The following is a 16,669-nucleotide window of genomic DNA, read 5'->3' on the forward strand; positions in this document are numbered from 1 at the left end:
GGGGAACTCTTTGTTCTTCAACGGTCAGTTCTCGCACGGACGGTGGCCAGGATCGGCTCTGCAGCGACGGTGGTGAACGGCGCGACTATCGGGAAATCCGGGTTCATGGAATGGATTTCGGTTCCACGGATGATTGTGGCGAGCGCGAGGGTGGCTTCAAGCATGGCGAAGTGATCGCCGACGCAGGAGCGTGGTCCCGCGCCGAAAGGCAGATGTTGCCAGCGGTCGCGGCCTTCGGAGTTTTGCGGATTGAAGCGGTCGGGGTCGAATTCCAGCGGGCGGCCGGCATCGACGCGGTAGCCGTCGACTTCGACGTCGTGCATCGCCATTCGCGCCGTTGCCGCTCCCGGCGGGCATAGCCGTAGTGCTTCGTGTAGCGCCTGAACGGTGTATCGAAGGGCGGGCACGTCGTCGGGCGTCAGCTCGCGTTCGCCGACCGCCACAGCCTCGGCGCGGACCTTGTCTTGCATGGCGGGGTGGTGTCCCAGCGCCCACATGGCGTAGGTCAGCGTGGTGGCCGTGGTGTCATGGCCGGCCAGCATGAAAGCGATGAGCTCGTCGCGGATCTCGTCGTCGGACAGCGCCCGTCCCGTATCGGGATCAGTGGCCGCGATCAGCGCATGCACCAGCGGTGCGTTCCGGGTCGGATCGGCACGACATGCCTGAAGGATGTCGTCGGCGAGTCGGTGCAGTGTCTCGCTGGCGGTGCGGGCCCGCCGGCGCGCGCGGGTGGGCAGCCAGCGCGGGGTGTTGATGGGCCGCATCGCCCGATCGGCAATGTATTTGAGAGCCACTCGCAGCGAATCGGCGATGGCTTCTGAGTGTGCGTCCGGGGGTGACCAGATCGGCTGCCGGGGCGGTGGATTGCGAATGGCCAGGTGAGCGCCGTTTGCCCTTTAGCCCACGTTTAGCCCACGAAGCGTGCTTTGATCTTGAAAACAGCACTTGAGCTGCGAACAAGCTGGTGCGCGATACTGGGATTGAACCAGTGACCTCTTCCGTGTCAGGGAAGCGCTCTCCCGCTGAGCTAATCGCGCCGGGGTCCTTCGTTGAGGTGGAGACGGGAATCGAACCCGTGTGCACGGCTTTGCAGGCCGTTGCCTCACCACTCGGCCACTCCACCGCTGGGCTTTGATGCCACCGCACCTTCGAGCGGATGACGGGATTCGAACCCGCGACCCTCACCTTGGCAAGGTGATGCGCTACCAACTGCGCTACATCCGCGCGCCACGAACGACACGTCGCCCGTCGCGAAGCACGACCTTAGTCGACGCAAGCGTACCTGCACAAATCCCGAGACGGCGTCGTCGCGTCGGCACTCGGGTCGCCCACCAGCCTAGCCGTTCTACGTCGCGCGAAGCCGAGAAACGGTGCCCCGTACCGCCATCCCCGCCCGTTGCGCCGTCGCCAGCGCGCCGCAGAAGCCACCCGCGTACCCCCAATCAAAACAGCGCCGGCGATTCGGGCCGGTACCCTCGAACATGCTAGTCTTCGACGTCGTTCGGCCCTCGGGGTCGGGCTTGCCGGTCTCGTAGCTCAGCGGGAGAGCGTCCGCCTCACACGCGGAAGGTCACTGGTTCGATCCCAGTCGGGACCACCCTCCATTTCCGGCCCGCTCCTAGCGCCGTCGCCTCCACACCACGATTCCCGCCAGCAGCGCGAGCGCCACTATCGCGGCGATCGGAACCGTGCGCGACGGGTTGTCGGTGGCGGTGTGCTTGAGCGTGTCCGCCCTTTCGGCGACCCGCTCCTTGGTGTCGGCAACCTTCTCTTTGGTGCGTTCCTTGACGTCGAGCTTCGATGACAGCGCTGCGACGGTCTGCCCGAGCTCGTCGCGGGTCTGCTCGATGTCGGCCTCGATGTCGGAGATGTCGGCCGAGGGGCCCGGCTCGGGGCGACCGGGATCAGGTGTGGTCATGAGCGGGCACCTTTCAGCTCTTCGATGTCGGCCTTCACCGTCTCGACGGTTCGCGGCGCCGCTGGCGTGACCTCGTCGGTCTGTTTGCGTCCGATCAGCGCGGCAATCCCCGCCGCGATGAACAACACCGCGCCGACGATCAACGCCGACGCCCAGACCGGCAGCACCAGCGCGAGCGCCGCGATGCCGGCCGTGATGAACGTCGCCACACCGAAGAACGCGAGCAGGCCAGCCACGCTGAACAGGCCAGCGCCGATCCCGGCGTGCTTGGCCGACTCCTGGAACTCTTTCTGCGCTAGCCGCATCTCGTCGCGGATCAGCCGCGACGTTTGTGTCGACAACTGGCCCATCAACTCGCCGATCGACGCGTCGGCGCTGGGCTTGGATTCCACAGCCATCACTTACCAACCCCTGACTCGGTTGCTCTGCCGTAACAGAAATGCCCCCGTGCGGCCGAACCAAACGTCGAGCGGTCCCAGGCGTACCAAAAGGCACAGTTTCGCCTCGCCGTCGATGACGATTGCGACTCGGGTTCGCATCGGTTGGGTAAACCAAAAGCGCTGCGGCCAAGCGAATTCCGTCGCATAAAGCAGTCTGGGAACCCGGCAGTCGGGCGGAAGGACACTCTGCCCTTCCATACGGGTCACCATTTGGAAACGGTGCGGTGCGGCGTGGCGCGTCGGCGTCGTTTCGGTGCTGATAATTTACGCGGTCGCATAACCGCGACTCCGGTACGGCATGCAGGTCTGCTGCATGAGTGAGTGCGGATATCTGAAGTAAATGAAGGGATCGACGTCGATGACGGTCTTTGATCGAGTCAACATCACAGCCGTTGTTGGGGCTGGGTTGTGCGGGGTAGCCATGGCGTTGAGCCCGACAGCGTCGGCTGGCGGCTACGAGTGTGTCGAGACGGCGGCTGGGGAGGCTCCGGCGCCGGCGGGCGCGTGTCTGCCGCTTACCGACATGGCTGGCGTTCCGATGGCGTTACCGGGACCGGTTCCGGTGGTTCCGCCCCCGGTCGTCCCGCCGCCACTAGTTCCGCCAGTGGTTCCGCCGCCGCTGGTGCCGCCGCTGGTTCCGCCGCCGGTGGTGCCGCCGTTGGTGCCGCCGCCAGTGGTTCCGCCGCCGGCTGCCGCTCCGATAGCGGTGGCGGGTGCGCCGCTCGCTCCGGTGGCGCCGATCACCGAGATGGGTGGCGCAGGCGGAAAGGGACAGGTCACTGGACCGGCCCCTGAGGGCGCTCCGGTGCCCGGCCAGCCGATCATGCCTGGCCCTGCGGGCTGATCACGCACAACTAACCCACTACCGGCTTTGGCCCGGCGGCGAGTATCGACTCACCGCCGGGCCAAATTCATTGCACAGCAAGTAATCAACGCTGTGCGCGCCAGCGCAACCGGCAGACCGGGGTGGGGTACAGGGCGCAAGCGCGAGACTCCGTCAGCCGGAAACGATCCGTGGTACCTCGACGGGAGCCTTCGGCTCCACCGGGCGAGGGATCTCAACGCTGTTCTGCTGCACGATAACCGGATCCCCCTCCTTGACGACGTCGAAGTACCACTCGGCGTCCTGGGGGCTCAAGCCGATGCAGCCGTGGCTGGTGTTCTCATATCCCATCGAGTTCACCGCCCACGGAGCGGAGTGCACGAATATGCCGCGGGTGGTCAGACGCACCGCGTGATCGACGGTGAGTAGATAGCCGTCCTCGGCGCTGACGGGAATGCCGACGCTGCTCGAATCCATAACCACATCACGCTTTTTGGAAAGCACGGGGAAGGTGCCGACCGGTGTCGGATATTCCTCCCTGCCCATGGACGCCGGGAAGACGCCGGGCTCGCCGAAGTGCGGGCGGTGGTGCGGTGCCGGCAGCATCGGCGGCGGTCCGGCCTCGGTACCGTCGATGGTCACGGTAAACGTGTGCTCTTCGATGTTGGCCACGGCGACGACGGCAGCGCCCGTAACGATCCGTGTCGGCGCGCCGCCCACCGAAAGCGACACCGTGCTGTGCGCTGGCCAGAACTCATCGGGCGTCCACTGCACAACCTGGCTGTCGAGCCATTCATACTTACCCGTCATCGCAGGTGAGGAGGTGATATTGAGGGTCCGTTCCGCGGCGCGCTTGTCGATGATCGGCGCGCTGAACGTCACCACCACAGGGTGTGCCACGCCGACGACCTGATCCGGAGACGGCAAGACGGACGTGATGACGCTTGTCAGCGAACGGTTCGCCGCGGCCAGGCTGGTATCAGCCGGGCCGGCGACCGCGCTGGTAGCGACTACGACGGCAGCAAGAACACACCGAACAACGCCACGCACGGAATTTGGCTCCCTTGAAATTTCTCGAGTGTCAATTCGATGCTATGGGTGCGTTCTCGATGGATGGGTAAGGGCGCGTGAGCGATTCGGTTAAGTCTCAGTCACGGTTCGGCCACGGCCCGTCAATCAGCGGTCAGCGGCTACTTCGACGGCTCCGGTGACTGCGCCTTTTCGACGAGTTCTTCGGCGACTTGCACCAGCGGCACGTTGGATTCCTGAGAAATCTTGCGTAACAAGTCGAAAGCCCGTACGGCATCAACACCGTAACGTTCCATGATCATGCCCTTGGCCTGACCGATGGTGTCGCGGCTGGCCAGCGCCCGCTTGAACTGTTCGTCGCGGCGCGCCGAATTCCACACCACCGAGGAATGGGTCGCAAAGATCAGGCCGAGCTTTTTGGCCTCTTCGCCGAACACATTTGGTAACTCGGCGTAGACGTTCAACGCCCCCATCGTTTCACCGGCAATGAACAGCTGAAACGCCATAATCGAACGAATCGGTGTCTCTGCCAACGCATCCCGACGGTAGAGCGGGAACCGGTCCTCGGTCTCGAGGTCGGCGACGTGGACGACCTTTTCCTCCCACGCCGCGCTCAGGCACGGGCCTTCCCGATGACGCTGCTGGATTCTGTCCAACAGCACCGGCCACAAATGGGTCGCCGCGGTGGTGTCGATGTGCTTGGCGTTGCGTGTGACGGTGATGCCGGCGTACTGGGCGCCGGGAATCTCGACGACGGCGTGCTCGGCCAACTCGGCGATCACGGTGGCCGAATCGGTGTCGGGCCGGCTGTAGAGGCTTTGCACGATCTCCGCGATGCGAAGATGCGCGTCCTGCGCGCCCTTGGATCCGTCAACCGTCTCCATTGGACCGTCCTCCGTCAGCTATCACAGGTTGTGCGCACCGGAGGTCAAAGAGCCTGCAGATACCGCTCTGTGACGATCCGCTGCACCAACGAGGTGACCGGTGATGCCAGCCGGCTCCACCAGGTGGCATGCCGGGAGAATGCCGTCACCTCCGCGAACACTTCGTCGGTGTCGGGATCGTAGCGGACCAGGAACAGCTCCTCACCGGATTCGGCGTGACCGGGCAGGGTGCCGTAGGCGAAGCCCCGCCGATCGGCTTCGTCGACCACGTAGACCACCCGGCATGGCGCGCCCACCGGTCCGAGATGGACGATCGCCTCCGCGCCCACCTGCGCGACCTCCGTCGTCGCCTCGACCCGGACACCGGCGCCGCGCAGCATGCCCCAGCGCATCCCCGCAGCTGCGGCCTCCTCGAAACGCGCACGGCCCGCGCCGATGACGGCGCTTTTCTGCACATGGTGGTAACCCGCCGGCAACGGTCCTGCGGTGGCGCCCACCTCGGCGTAGGTCAACGGCAGTGCCGCGAGCTTACTGAGTCTCACCAGACCAGACGCTACCGTCGAACACACTTCGTTCGCCGAGTGTGGAGTTGTGTCACGCCTGACGGCGCGAACCCGTGACACAACCCCACATTCGGCGCGGTGGGGTGGGGCACCGCAGCGTACGTTCGTCTACATGAGCACCAAGAGCATCGCGCAGGCATCGGGAACGTTCACCCTCGGCGGCGATCTGGTCGTCAACCGGCTCGGCTACGGCGCCATGCGGCTGACCGGGCCGGGCACCTGGGGCCCGCCCGCCGACCGCGACGAATGCCTCCGCGTGCTGCGGCGCGCGGTCGAGCTCGGCGTCAACTTCATCGACACCGCCAACTCCTACGGCCCCTACATCTCCGAGGAACTGATCCGCGAAGCGCTGCACCCCTACCAGGGGGTTGTCGTCGCGACCAAGGCCGGTCTGCTGCGCACCGGCCCCGACGTATGGCCGGTGCTGGGTTATCCGGCGTATTTGCGTCAGGAGTGCGAGATGAGCCTGCGCCGCCTCGGAGTCGACACCATCGACCTGTTTCAGCTGCACCGCATCGACGACAAGTTCCCGGCCGAAGACCAGCTCGGCGAGCTCGTCGCGTTGCAGCAGGAAGGCAAGATCCGCCACATCGGGCTGTCGGAGGTCACCGTCGAACAGCTCGAGGCCGCCCGCAAAGTCGCCGACATCGTGACGGTGCAGAACATGTACAACCTCACCACGCGCACCGCCGAACCGGTGCTGGAGGCCTGCGAAGCCCAAGGCGTCGGGTTCATCCCGTGGTTTCCGCTGGCCGCGGGGCCGTTGGCGGCCCCCGACGGCCCGCTGCAGCGCATCGCCGCCGACCACGACGCGTCGCCGTCGCAGCTGGCGCTGGCGTGGCTGCTCAAGCGCTCCCCGGTGATGCTGCCCATACCCGGCACCTCCAAGGTCGCCCATCTCGAGGAGAACGTCGCCGCGGCGGCGATCGAGCTGTCCGACGCCGAGTTCGAAACGCTGAGCAAAGCCGGTTCCGCCGGGTAACGCGCCAGGCAATACGGTAAGCGGGTGAGCATCGACGCACATCCCGGCGGTGGGTTCAATCCGCCGCAGCCGACCACCAAGGGCGGGCCGGACTACGGCCGGTTTGTCGAAGGGGTCCGCACCCTTCAGGACCACGCCCGCGCGGTCGACGCTCCCGACCAGGTGATCACCGAAGCCGCCGACCTGCTAGACAAGGTCTCCCAGCTGCTGGGCCCCTACGAGGTCGACGAGTGGACGTCACCGTCGGGCCGACGAATGGACCTACCCAACCGCGGCAGCGTGCTCGGCGTCCCGGGGGAGTACCACAAGACCGACGACGGCCGGATCGGCGGCTTCGTGCGCTTCCGCCGATTCCACCTCGGCCGCAACGGCGCCGTGCACGGCGGTTGCATTGCGCAGATGTTCGACTCCGTGCTCGGCTACACCGCATTCCGGTTGACCGAAGGCCACAAACAGCGCACCGCGTACCTGCACGTCAACTACCGCCAGATCGTGCCGATCGAGAAGGAGTTGACGGTCGACGCCGGCGTCGAACGCGTCGATGGACGAAAGATCTTCATCGAGGGCCGCGTGCTCGACGGCGACACCGTGCTCGCCGACGCCGAGGCGCTGTTCGTCAAGCTCAAACCCGGCCAACCGTGACCGAGCAGACCGACCGCGAGGCACCGCGCTGGCTGCGGTGGCGCGAACGGCTGCGCGGACGTCGCCGGGTCGAGTTCGCGTACCGCATCATCGTCGGGGCCATCGGCCTGATGGTGCTGACCGTCGGGATCATCGCCATCCCGTATCCCGGGCCGGGCTGGGCCATCGTGTTCGTCGGCCTGGGCATCCTGTCCACCGAGTTCGTGTGGGCCCGGAACCTCCTTCTCGTCGTGCGCAGACGCTACGACGAGGTGATGGCCTGGTTTCACCAGCAGCACTGGGCCGTGCAGGCGCTCGGCGGGCTGTTCACCGCGCTGATCGTGTGGGTGACGCTGTGGCTGCTGGGTGCGCTGTCGTGGGGCGCCGGGCTAGTCGGTATCGAGTGGACCTGGCTGAACAGCCCCATTGGCTTGGGATCCTGAGCGCTCGCCTAGATAGCATGGTCGCGTCTTGAGTTGTGTGGAGCACTTCCCCCGAGAGCTTGGAGAGTCACCGATGAGCGCCGCCGTCAACCACGCCCCCGCAGCCCCGATCCGGGTCGCTGCCGGGACCACCGCGGGGGCGGCGGTGCGGGAAGCCGGGCTACCCAGCCGCGGCGCCGTCGACGCGATCGTCGTCGTCCGCGACTCAGCGGGCCGGCTGCGTGACCTGTCGTGGACGCCGGACGCCGACGTCGAGGTGACGCCGGTGCCCGCCAACAGCGAGGACGGCCGTAGCGTGCTGCGCCACTCCACCGCACACGTGCTCGCCCAGGCCGTCCAGGATCTGTTCCCGGAGGCCAAGCTGGGCATCGGCCCGCCGATCGCCGACGGCTTCTACTACGACTTCGACGTCGAGCGCGCGTTCACCCCGGAGGATCTGGAGGCGCTCGAGAAGCGGATGCGCCAAATCGTCAAGGAAGGCCAGCTGTTCGCGCGCCGGGTCTATGAGTCCAAAGACCAAGCGCGCGAAGAACTTGCCAATGAGCCGTACAAACTCGAACTCGTCGACGACAAGTCCGGAGACCCCGACGTGATGGAAGTCGGCGGCGACGAGCTGACCGCCTACGACAACCTCAATCCCCGCACCAAGGAACGGGAGTGGGGCGATCTGTGCCGCGGCCCGCACATCCCGACGACTCGCTTCATCCCGGCGTTCAAACTCACCCGCAGCTCGGCCGCCTACTGGCGTGGCAACCAGGACAACCCGAGCCTGCAGCGGATCTACGGCACCGCCTGGGAGTCCCAGGAAGCCCTCGGCCGCCACCTCGAGCTGATCGAGGAAGCCCAGCGCCGCGACCACCGCAAGCTCGGTGCCGAACTCGACCTGTTCAGCTTTCCCGACGAAATCGGTTCGGGCTTAGCGGTTTTCCACCCCAAGGGCGGTATCATCCGCCGCGAACTCGAGGACTACTCGCGGCGCAAGCACAGCGAAGCGGGCTACCAGTTCGTCAACAGCCCCCACATCACCAAGGCCGAGCTGTTCAAGATCTCCGGGCACCTGGACTGGTACGCCGACGGCATGTTCCCGCCGATGCATCTGGACGCCGAGTACAACGAGGACGGCACGGTGCGCAAACCGGGCCAGGACTACTACCTCAAACCGATGAACTGTCCGATGCACTGCCTGATCTTCCGGTCGCGCGGGCGGTCCTACCGCGAACTTCCGTTGCGGCTCTTCGAGTTCGGCACCGTCTACCGCTATGAGCTCTCCGGGGTCGTGCACGGGCTGACCCGGGTGCGCGGCCTGACGATGGACGACGCGCACATCTACTGCAGCCGCGACCAGATGCGCGACGAGCTGACCTCGCTGCTGAGGTTCGTGCTGGATCTGCTCGCCGACTACGGCCTGACCGACTTCTACCTCGAGCTCTCCACCAAGGACCCCGACAAGTTCGTCGGCTCCGACGACCTCTGGGAGGAAGCCACCAACGTGCTCGCCGAGGTCGGCGCCGCATCGGGTCTGGAGCTCGTCCCCGACCCTGGCGGCGCCGCGTTCTACGGTCCCAAGATCTCGGTGCAGGTCAAGGACGCGTTGGGGCGCAGCTGGCAGATGTCGACCATCCAGCTGGACTTCAACTTCCCCGAGCGCTTCGAGTTGGAGTACACCGCCGCCGACGGCTCGCGTCAGCGTCCGGTGATGATCCACCGCGCACTGTTCGGATCGATCGAGCGGTTCTTCGGCATCCTCACCGAGCACTACGCCGGGGCCTTCCCGGCGTGGCTGGCGCCCGTGCAGGTGGTCGGCATCCCCGTCTCCGACGACCACATCGCCTACCTCAACGACGTTGCCGCGCAACTGAAACTGCGCGGCATCCGCGCCGAGGTCGACAGCAGCGACGACCGGATGGCCAAGAAAATCGTCAACCACACCAACCAGAAGGTGCCGTTCATGCTCGTGGCGGGGGACCGCGACGTGGACGCCGGGGCGGTCAGCTTCCGCTTCGGTGACCGCACCCAGGTCAACGGGGTGCCCCGCGATGACGCCGTGGAGGCCATCGTCAACTGGGTTACCAGCCGCGAGAATGCCGCTCCCACCGCCGATCTGCTCAAGGTGGGCGACCACTCGTGACCAGTGACGAAAACCTGCGCGACGGACCCGAGGACCGCACGATCGTCGACCAGGGCGCCGGTGAACCCGACCACCTGCAGCGGCTGTGGACACCGCACCGCATGAGCTACATCGCCGAAGCTCCGATGCGGCGCGAAAACACCAGGGAATCCAGGCCGTTCACCGAGATCCCGACGCTCTCGGACGAGGACGGCCTGATGGTGGCGCGTGGCCAGCAGGTGTACGTGGTGCTGAACCTGTACCCCTACAACCCGGGCCATCTCATGGTGGTGCCCTACCGTCGGGTCTCGGAGCTGGAGGACCTCACCGAGGCCGAGAGCGCCGAGCTGATGGCGTTCACCCAGAAGGCGATCCGGGTCATCAAGAGTGTGTCCAACCCGATGGGCTTCAACGTCGGGCTCAACCTCGGTCAGGTGTCGGGTGGTTCGCTGGCCGAGCACCTGCACATGCACGTGGTGCCGCGCTGGATCGGCGATGCCAACTTCATCACGATCATCGGCGGGGCCAAAGTGGTGCCGCAGTTGTTGCGCGAGACCCGGCAACTGCTGGCAACGGAGTGGGCAAGGCAGCAGTGAGCAACTTCTACCTGATGACCCGCGCGGCCTACGAGAAGCTCAGCAAGCCGATCGCCAAAGGCGTGCTGCGGGTGGGTTTCACGCCCGACACCATCACCATCCTGGGCACGGCGGGCTCCGTGCTGGGCGCGCTCACGCTGTTTCCCATCGGGCAGCTGTGGTGGGGCGCGGTGGCCGTGTTCTTCTTCGTGCTCGCCGACATGCTCGACGGGGCGATGGCGCGCGAACGCGGCGGCGGCACCCGCTTCGGTGCGGTGCTCGACGCCACCTGCGACCGCATCGGCGACGGCGCGATCTTCTGCGGGCTGCTGTGGTGGGCCGCCTTCGGGCTGCACAGCACATCGCTGGTGGTGGCCACCGCGATCTGCCTGGTGACCTCGCAGGTCATCTCCTACATCAAGGCCCGCGCCGAGGCCAGCGGGCTCTCCGCGGAGGGCGGTTTGATCGAGCGGCCGGAGCGGTTGATCATCGTGCTGGCCGGCGCGGGCCTATCCGGCCTTTTCGCGGTGCCGTGGCTGCTGCACGTGGCCATGTGGGTGCTTGCAATCACCAGCCTCATCACGCTCGGGCAGCGGGTGCACAGCGTGCGCACCTCGCCCGGCGCAATGGATCTGCTGACCAAACCCGACACCAAACAACACCACCCCCCAGGGGATCAGGGGGAGGAGAACGCGTGACGAGCACCCAGCCGGAACCGCGGACGGGCAACCCGTTGAGTGGACGGTTGTCGGACTGGGGCTACGCGGCCGGTTGGCGGCTGGTCCGCGCCATGCCGGAGTTCGCGGCGCGCAACGCTTTCAACGCAGGCGCACACTACGCCGCGCGGGGCGCCGGGCCACAACAGCTGCGCAAGAACCTGGCCCGGGTACTCGGCGTGACGCCCGACCGGGTGCCCGACGGGCTGATCCGGGCATCGGTGGCCTCCTACGCCCGGTACTGGCGTGAGGCGTTCCGGCTGCCAACCATGGACCACGAAGCTGTCGGACGTGAGCTCTTCGTGCATGACGTTGACCGGGTGTGGGCGGGGCTGGAGGCGGGCCGCGGTGTGGTGGTTGCCCTTCCGCACAGCGGTAACTGGGACATGGCCGGAGTGTGGCTGGTGCAGAACCACGGCTCGTTCACCACCGTCGCCGAACGCCTCAAGCCTGAATCGCTCTACAACCGGTTCGTCGCCTACCGGGAGAGCCTGGGTTTCGAGGTGCTGCCGTCCTCCGGCGGCCCGCGGCCACCGTACGAGATCCTGCGTGAACGCCTGCGCGACAACCACATCGTGTGCCTGATGGCCGAGCGCGACCTCAGCCGCAACGGCGTCACGGTCGATTTCTTCGGCGAGCCCACCCGCATGCCCGCCGGTCCGGCGAAGCTGGCGATCGAAACCGGTGCGACGCTGCTGCCCGCGCACTGCTGGTTCGAGGGTGACGGCTGGGGCATGGGGGTGTATCCGGCGGTGGACACCTCCTCCGGTGACGTCACCGCCATCACCCAGGCGCTGGCCGACCGGTTCGCCCGCAACATCGCCGCGCACCCGGCAGACTGGCACATGATGCAGCCGCAATGGCTGGCCGACCTGCCCGCCGAGCGGCGCGCCAAGCTGGGAGCGACCTGATGCGCATCGGGATGGTGTGTCCGTATTCGTTCGACGTGCCCGGGGGCGTGCAGTCCCATGTGCTGCAACTGGCCGAGGTGATGCGCGCCCGCGGCAACGACGTCAGCGTGCTGGCGCCGTTCTCACCGCATGTGACGCTGCCCGACTACGTGGTCTCGGGCGGCCGCGCGGTACCCATCCCGTACAACGGTTCGGTGGCGCGACTGCGATTCGGGCCGGCCACCCACCGGCTGGTCAAACGCTGGCTGGCCGACGGCAACTTCGACGTGCTGCACCTGCACGAACCCAACGCACCCAGCCTGTCCATGCTGGCGCTCAACATCGCCGAAGGCCCGATCGTCGCGACCTTTCATACATCGACGACAAAATCGTTGACGCTCAGTGTGTTTGAACCGATCCTGCGGCCCATGCACGAGAAGATCGTCGGCCGCATCGCGGTGTCGGATTTGGCGCGGCGCTGGCAGATGGAGGCGCTGGGCAGCGACGCGGTCGAGATCCCCAACGGCGTCGACGTCGGCGCGTTCGCCTCGGCGCCGCTCCTGGAGGGCTACCCGCGGCCGGGCAAGTCGGTGCTGTTCCTCGGCAGGTACGACGAACCGCGCAAGGGCATGGCCGTGCTGCTGCGGGCGCTACCGGCGCTGGTCGAGCGGTTCGAGGACATCGAGATCCTCGTGGTGGGCCGCGGCGACGCCGACGAACTGCGCCAAGACGCCGGCAAGCTAGCCGGTCACCTGCGGTTTCTCGGTCAGGTCGACGACGATGAAAAGGCGTCGGCGATGCGCAGCGCCGACGTGTACTGCGCACCCCACACCGGCGGCGAGAGCTTCGGCATCGTGCTCGTGGAGGCGATGGCGGCCGGGACCCCGGTGGTGGCCAGCGACCTGGATGCGTTTCGGCGGGTGCTGATGGACGGTGCGGTCGGCCGGTTGGTGCCGATCGACGACGACGCCGCGCTCGCCAAGGGCCTGATCGAGGTGCTGGAGAACGACAGCGTGCGCGAGCGCTACATCGAGGCGGGCGCGGACGCGGTGCGGCGCTACGACTGGTCGGTGGTGGCGCGCCAGATCATGCGGGTCTACGAGACGGTGGCGGGGGCCGGCATCAAGGTGCAGGTGGCTGGTACGCGGGCCGGGGTCCACGCGCAGCAGGGGAGAACGTAGTGACCGGGGGTTTTAATTGACCACCTGGATCGTGGTGATCGCGCTCGCGGTGCTGCTCACCGCGTTGCTGGCGATCGGCGGTTGGGCGATCCAGACGGCCAACCGGCTCGACCGCCTGCACGTGCGCTACGACCTGTCCTGGCAGTCCCTGGACAGTGCGCTGGCCCGGCGCGCCGTCGTCGCCAGGGCGGTGGCCGCCGACGCCTACGGCGGCGGACCGCAGGGCAAACGGCTGGCCGCGTTGGCCGACGCGGCCGAACGCGCCCCCCGGTGGTCGCGCGAGGCCGCCGAGAACGAACTGTCCGCGGCGCTGGCGATGGTCGATCCGGCGGCGCTGCCCGTCGCACTGGTCGCCGAACTCGCCGACGCCGAGGCGCGGGTGCTATTGGCGCGTCGCTTCCACAACGACGCCGTCCGCGACACCCTCGCGCTGCGGGAGCGCCCCGTCGTACGGGCGCTGCGGCTGGGCGGAACAGCCGCGCTGCCAACGTATTTCGAGATCGCCGAGCGGGCAGAAACCACCCCGGCGGTCAGCCGCCGGGTGTCGGCGCGGGTGGTGTTGTTGGACGAGACCGGGGCGGTGCTGCTGTTGAGCGGATCCGATCCGGCGATCACCGACGCCGCCGAGGGCCCAGCGCCGCGCTGGTGGTTCACGGTCGGCGGCGCCGTGCAACATGGGGAGACGCTTCAGGAGACCGCCGCGCGTGAAGTGGATGAGGAGACCGGCCTGCGGGTCGATGCCGAGCAGATGATCGGGCCGGTGTGGCGCCGCGATGCGGTGATCGACTTCAACGGGTCGGTGATCCGCAGCCAGGAGATGTTCTTCGTGCACCGCACCCGCCGTTTCGAACCGTCGCCGGACGGCCGCACGGGGCTGGAGCGGTCCTACATTCACGGTTACCGCTGGTGCGATGAGACAATGATCCAAGAGCTGGTCGCCAGCGGGGAAGCGGTGTACCCCGTGCAGCTCGGCGAGCTGCTGGTCGAAGCCAACGCGCTGGCCGACGCGCGGGACGGCATGCCGCGGCGACAGCTGCAATCGATCCGCTGATGCTGCGGAATAACCGGTTTTGCGGCCGCATTAGAGTGGATCAGTAGCGACTTGGAGGAGATAGCAGTGGAAACCGCGGCCAACGAGGGGTCCGTGTCGCAGACCGGAACCGCACGAGTCAAGCGCGGCATGGCCGAAATGCTCAAGGGCGGCGTGATCATGGACGTGGTCACCCCCGAGCAGGCGCGCATCGCCGAGGGGGCGGGCGCAGTGGCCGTGATGGCCCTGGAACGCGTGCCAGCCGACATCCGCACCCAGGGCGGGGTCGCCCGGATGAGTGATCCTGATCTCATCGAGGGCATCATCTCGGCGGTCACCATCCCGGTGATGGCCAAGGTCCGCATCGGCCATTTCGTCGAAGCGCAGATCCTGCAGAGCCTCGGTGTCGACTACGTCGACGAGTCCGAGGTGCTCACACCGGCCGACTACACTCACCACATCGACAAGTGGAAGTTCACCGTGCCGTTCGTGTGCGGTGCGACCAACCTCGGCGAGGCGCTGCGCCGCATCACCGAGGGGGCGGCGATGATCCGCTCCAAGGGCGAAGCCGGCACCGGCGACGTGTCCAACGCGACCACCCACATGCGTCAGATCGGCGGCGAGATCCGGCGTCTGACGTCGATGTCTGAAGACGAGTTGTACGTTGCGGCAAAGGAATTGCAGGCGCCCTACGATCTGGTGGTCGAGGTGGCCCGGGCCGGGAAGCTGCCGGTGACGCTGTTCACCGCGGGCGGTATCGCCTCCCCGGCCGATGCGGCGATGATGATGCAGCTGGGCGCCGAGGGTGTCTTCGTCGGCTCCGGCATCTTCAAATCCGGCGATCCGGCGGCGCGTGCCGCTGCGATCGTCAAGGCCACCACCTTCTACGACGACCCCGACGTGCTGGCGAAGGTCTCGCGAGGGCTGGGGGAGCCGATGGTCGGCCTCAACGTGGAGGGTGTTGCGGCCCCGCACCGGCTCGCTGATCGCGGCTGGTAGATACGTCTCGTGGCGATCGAACAAATACTTGATCTCGAGCAGCTTGAGGTCAACATCTACCGCGGCGGTGTGTTCAGTCCCGAATCCGGTTATTTTCAGCGCACTTTCGGCGGTCATGTAGCGGGCCAGTCGCTGGTGTCGGCGGTGCGCACAGTGGACCCATCGTTTCAGGTGCACTCGCTGCACGGATACTTCCTGCGTCCCGGTGACGCCCGCGCCCCGTCGGTGTACATCGTCGAACGGCTGCGCGACGGCGGATCGTTCGTCACCCGCCGCGTCAACGCCATCCAGCACGGCGAGACCATCTTCTCGATGTCGGCGTCCTTCCAGACCGACCAGAGCGGTATCGAGCACCAGGACACCGCGCCCACTGCGCCGCCGCCCGACGACCTGCCGAGCTTCATCTCCAAGGGCGGGGCGTTCGATGACGCGGGGTTTGCGCAGTTCGCGGAGTGGGATGTGCGGCTGGTACCGCGCGATCAACTCACGCTGCTGCCCGGCAAGGCGTCCCAGCAGCAGGTGTGGTTTCGGCACCGCGATCCGCTGCCCGACGACCACGTGCTGCACATCTGCGCGCTGGCCTACATGAGCGACCTCACGCTGCTGGGTTCGGCGCAGGTGAACTACCCCGAGGTGCGTAGGCACCTGCAGGTCGCGTCGCTGGACCACGCCATGTGGTTCATGCGGCCGTTCAGGGCCGACGAGTGGCTGCTTTACGACCAGTCCTCGCCGTCGGCCTCGGGTGGGCGCTCGTTGTGCCAGGGCAAGATCTTCAACCAGTACGGGGAGATGGTGGCGGCGGTGATGCAGGAGGGCCTGACCCGCTACCAGCGCGACTACCAGCGATGAGCGCGCCGCACGTCGGTGTGTTGGCGCTGCAGGGCGACACCCGGGAGCATCTCGCGGCGCTGCGTGAAGCCGGGGCTGAGGCGTCGACGGTTCGACGGTTGCGCGAGCTGCAAAGCGTGGATGCGCTGGTGATCCCGGGTGGGGAGTCCACCACGATGAGCCATTTGCTCGCCGAACTCGAGCTGCTCGAGCCGCTGCGCGCCCGGCTGGCCGAGGGGATGCCCGCCTACGGATCGTGTGCCGGCATGATCCTGTTGGCGTCGGAGATCCTGGACGCCGGAGCGGCCGGACGCGAGGCCACACCGTTGAAGGCGATCGATATGACCGTGCGGCGCAACGCTTTCGGTCGTCAGGTCGATTCGTTCGAGGGTGACATCGCGTTCGACGGGCTGGATGAGCCGGTGCACGCGGTGTTCATCCGGGCGCCGTGGGTGGAACGTGTCGGATCGGGCGTACAGGTGCTCGCCGAGGCGGCGGGCCACGTCGTCGCGGTGCGGCAGGGCCGGGTGTTCGCGACGGCGTTTCATCCCGAGATGACCGGCGACCGCCGCATCCACAAGCTGTTCGTCGACGCGCTCTGACTGGGATTTCGGCGCGCTCATGCCCGCTGACGGGTCGT

At 67.0% G+C, this 16,669-nt stretch carries 18 protein-coding genes, 4 tRNA genes and 1 pseudogene; 14 read left to right on the forward strand and 9 right to left on the reverse strand.

Annotated elements, in window-relative coordinates; translation table 11 throughout:
* Positions 1–17: 17 nt before the first annotated feature.
* From ABQF13_RS02780 to ABQF13_RS02795, 4 genes and pseudogenes are all read right to left on the reverse strand, one after another.
* Positions 18–830, reverse strand: a pseudogene (locus ABQF13_RS02780) (cytochrome P450); the annotation flags it as partial.
* Between the two features lie 132 nt (positions 831–962).
* Positions 963–1,037: transfer RNA gene (locus ABQF13_RS02785), tRNA-Val, on the reverse strand.
* Between the two features lie 15 nt (positions 1,038–1,052).
* A tRNA-Cys gene (locus ABQF13_RS02790) sits at positions 1,053–1,123 on the reverse strand.
* Between the two features lie 28 nt (positions 1,124–1,151).
* Positions 1,152–1,224 (reverse strand) — tRNA-Gly (locus ABQF13_RS02795).
* A 301-nt stretch (positions 1,225–1,525) separates the two neighbouring features.
* Here ABQF13_RS02795 and ABQF13_RS02800 point away from each other — a divergent pair.
* Positions 1,526–1,597 (forward strand) — tRNA-Val (locus ABQF13_RS02800).
* A 21-nt stretch (positions 1,598–1,618) separates the two neighbouring features.
* Here the strand turns inward: ABQF13_RS02800 and ABQF13_RS02805 are convergent.
* Together ABQF13_RS02805 and ABQF13_RS02810 are read right to left on the reverse strand one after the other, a co-directional pair.
* Positions 1,619–1,918, reverse strand: coding sequence for a DUF3618 domain-containing protein (locus ABQF13_RS02805; RefSeq protein ID WP_448391151.1), 300 nt, complete (start codon positions 1,916–1,918; stop codon positions 1,619–1,621).
* The gene (locus ABQF13_RS02810) at positions 1,915–2,316 is read right to left on the reverse strand and encodes a phage holin family protein (protein ID WP_448391152.1); all 402 of its coding nucleotides are present in this window, start codon (positions 2,314–2,316) and stop codon (positions 1,915–1,917) included. Before ABQF13_RS02810 ends, ABQF13_RS02805 begins: the two co-directional genes overlap by 4 nt.
* A gap of 400 nt (positions 2,317–2,716) precedes the next feature.
* Here ABQF13_RS02810 and ABQF13_RS02815 point away from each other — a divergent pair, with 400 nt between their 5' ends.
* Positions 2,717–3,202 carry a hypothetical protein gene (locus ABQF13_RS02815; RefSeq protein ID WP_448391153.1) on the forward strand — a complete coding sequence of 162 codons (486 nt, stop codon included), beginning with the start codon at positions 2,717–2,719 and terminating at the stop codon, positions 3,200–3,202.
* 153 nt (positions 3,203–3,355) lie between these two features.
* On the opposite strand, the gene ABQF13_RS02820 is transcribed toward ABQF13_RS02815, so the two are convergent.
* From ABQF13_RS02820 to ABQF13_RS02830, 3 genes are all read right to left on the reverse strand, one after another.
* On the reverse strand, positions 3,356–4,231 hold the full coding sequence (locus ABQF13_RS02820) for a L,D-transpeptidase (protein WP_448391155.1): 876 nt from the start codon (positions 4,229–4,231) through the stop codon (positions 3,356–3,358).
* Positions 4,232–4,371: 140 nt separating this feature from the next.
* Positions 4,372–5,094 carry a GAF and ANTAR domain-containing protein gene (locus tag ABQF13_RS02825; RefSeq protein WP_448391156.1) on the reverse strand — a complete coding sequence of 241 codons (723 nt, stop codon included), beginning with the start codon at positions 5,092–5,094 and terminating at the stop codon, positions 4,372–4,374.
* Positions 5,095–5,138: 44 nt separating this feature from the next.
* Complete coding sequence (locus tag ABQF13_RS02830) at positions 5,139–5,636, reverse strand: DUF1990 domain-containing protein (protein WP_448391158.1); 498 nt, start codon at positions 5,634–5,636, stop codon at positions 5,139–5,141.
* Between the two features lie 133 nt (positions 5,637–5,769).
* On the opposite strand from ABQF13_RS02830, the gene ABQF13_RS02835 reads away from it, so the two are divergent.
* The 12 genes from ABQF13_RS02835 (at position 5,770) to pdxT (ending at position 16,631) form a co-directional block, all read left to right on the forward strand.
* On the forward strand, positions 5,770–6,639 hold the full coding sequence (locus tag ABQF13_RS02835) for an aldo/keto reductase (RefSeq protein ID WP_448391160.1): 870 nt from the start codon (positions 5,770–5,772) through the stop codon (positions 6,637–6,639).
* A gap of 30 nt (positions 6,640–6,669) precedes the next feature.
* Complete coding sequence (locus ABQF13_RS02840; RefSeq protein ID WP_448391386.1) at positions 6,670–7,281, forward strand: PaaI family thioesterase; 612 nt, start codon at positions 6,670–6,672, stop codon at positions 7,279–7,281.
* Positions 7,278–7,703, forward strand: a complete 426-nt coding sequence (locus tag ABQF13_RS02845) for a TIGR02611 family protein (protein WP_448391161.1) — start codon at positions 7,278–7,280, stop codon at positions 7,701–7,703. The genes ABQF13_RS02840 and ABQF13_RS02845 overlap by 4 nt, the downstream gene beginning before the upstream one ends.
* A gap of 73 nt (positions 7,704–7,776) precedes the next feature.
* Positions 7,777–9,831 (forward strand): threonine--tRNA ligase, encoded by a 2,055-nt coding sequence (gene thrS / locus ABQF13_RS02850; protein WP_448391162.1) that lies wholly within the window; start codon positions 7,777–7,779, stop codon positions 9,829–9,831.
* Positions 9,828–10,406, forward strand: coding sequence for an ATP adenylyltransferase (locus tag ABQF13_RS02855; protein ID WP_448391163.1), 579 nt, complete (start codon positions 9,828–9,830; stop codon positions 10,404–10,406). The genes thrS and ABQF13_RS02855 overlap by 4 nt, the downstream gene beginning before the upstream one ends.
* Positions 10,403–11,083: a phosphatidylinositol phosphate synthase gene (gene pgsA / locus ABQF13_RS02860; protein ID WP_448391164.1), complete on the forward strand. Its 681-nt coding sequence runs from the start codon at positions 10,403–10,405 to the stop codon at positions 11,081–11,083. The genes ABQF13_RS02855 and pgsA overlap by 4 nt, the downstream gene beginning before the upstream one ends.
* Positions 11,080–12,012, forward strand: a complete 933-nt coding sequence (locus tag ABQF13_RS02865) for a phosphatidylinositol mannoside acyltransferase (RefSeq protein WP_448391165.1) — start codon at positions 11,080–11,082, stop codon at positions 12,010–12,012. Before pgsA ends, ABQF13_RS02865 begins: the two co-directional genes overlap by 4 nt.
* On the forward strand, positions 12,012–13,172 hold the full coding sequence (locus ABQF13_RS02870) for a glycosyltransferase family 4 protein (RefSeq protein WP_448391166.1): 1,161 nt from the start codon (positions 12,012–12,014) through the stop codon (positions 13,170–13,172). Before ABQF13_RS02865 ends, ABQF13_RS02870 begins: the two co-directional genes overlap by 1 nt.
* Before the next feature lie 16 nt (positions 13,173–13,188).
* Positions 13,189–14,223, forward strand: a complete 1,035-nt coding sequence (locus ABQF13_RS02875) for an NUDIX hydrolase (protein WP_448391167.1) — start codon at positions 13,189–13,191, stop codon at positions 14,221–14,223.
* 66 nt (positions 14,224–14,289) lie between these two features.
* Entirely contained in the window at positions 14,290–15,201 is a 912-nt protein-coding gene (gene pdxS, locus ABQF13_RS02880) for a pyridoxal 5'-phosphate synthase lyase subunit PdxS (protein ID WP_448391168.1), read from the forward strand.
* A 9-nt stretch (positions 15,202–15,210) separates the two neighbouring features.
* On the forward strand, positions 15,211–16,050 hold the full coding sequence (tesB, locus tag ABQF13_RS02885; protein WP_448391169.1) for an acyl-CoA thioesterase II: 840 nt from the start codon (positions 15,211–15,213) through the stop codon (positions 16,048–16,050).
* A complete protein-coding gene (gene pdxT / locus ABQF13_RS02890) occupies positions 16,047–16,631 on the forward strand; it encodes a pyridoxal 5'-phosphate synthase glutaminase subunit PdxT (RefSeq protein WP_448391171.1) in 585 nt (194 codons plus the stop codon). The genes tesB and pdxT overlap by 4 nt, the downstream gene beginning before the upstream one ends.
* The last annotated feature ends 38 nt before the right edge of the window (positions 16,632–16,669 follow it).

The sequence above is a fragment of the Mycolicibacterium sp. XJ879 genome (assembly GCF_053483935.1).

Coding starts and splice junctions, on each gene's coding strand:
- ABQF13_RS02825 (WP_448391156.1), bottom strand. CDS start 5,094: ATGGAGACGGTTGACGGATCCAAGGGCGCGCAGGACGCGCATCTTCGC.
- ABQF13_RS02870 (WP_448391166.1), top strand. CDS start 12,012: ATGCGCATCGGGATGGTGTGTCCGTATTCGTTCGACGTGCCCGGGGGC.
- pdxT (WP_448391171.1), top strand. CDS start 16,047: ATGAGCGCGCCGCACGTCGGTGTGTTGGCGCTGCAGGGCGACACCCGG.
- ABQF13_RS02805 (WP_448391151.1), bottom strand. CDS start 1,918: ATGACCACACCTGATCCCGGTCGCCCCGAGCCGGGCCCCTCGGCCGAC.
- ABQF13_RS02815 (WP_448391153.1), top strand. CDS start 2,717: ATGACGGTCTTTGATCGAGTCAACATCACAGCCGTTGTTGGGGCTGGG.
- ABQF13_RS02810 (WP_448391152.1), bottom strand. CDS start 2,316: ATGGCTGTGGAATCCAAGCCCAGCGCCGACGCGTCGATCGGCGAGTTG.
- ABQF13_RS02835 (WP_448391160.1), top strand. CDS start 5,770: ATGAGCACCAAGAGCATCGCGCAGGCATCGGGAACGTTCACCCTCGGC.
- thrS (WP_448391162.1), top strand. CDS start 7,777: ATGAGCGCCGCCGTCAACCACGCCCCCGCAGCCCCGATCCGGGTCGCT.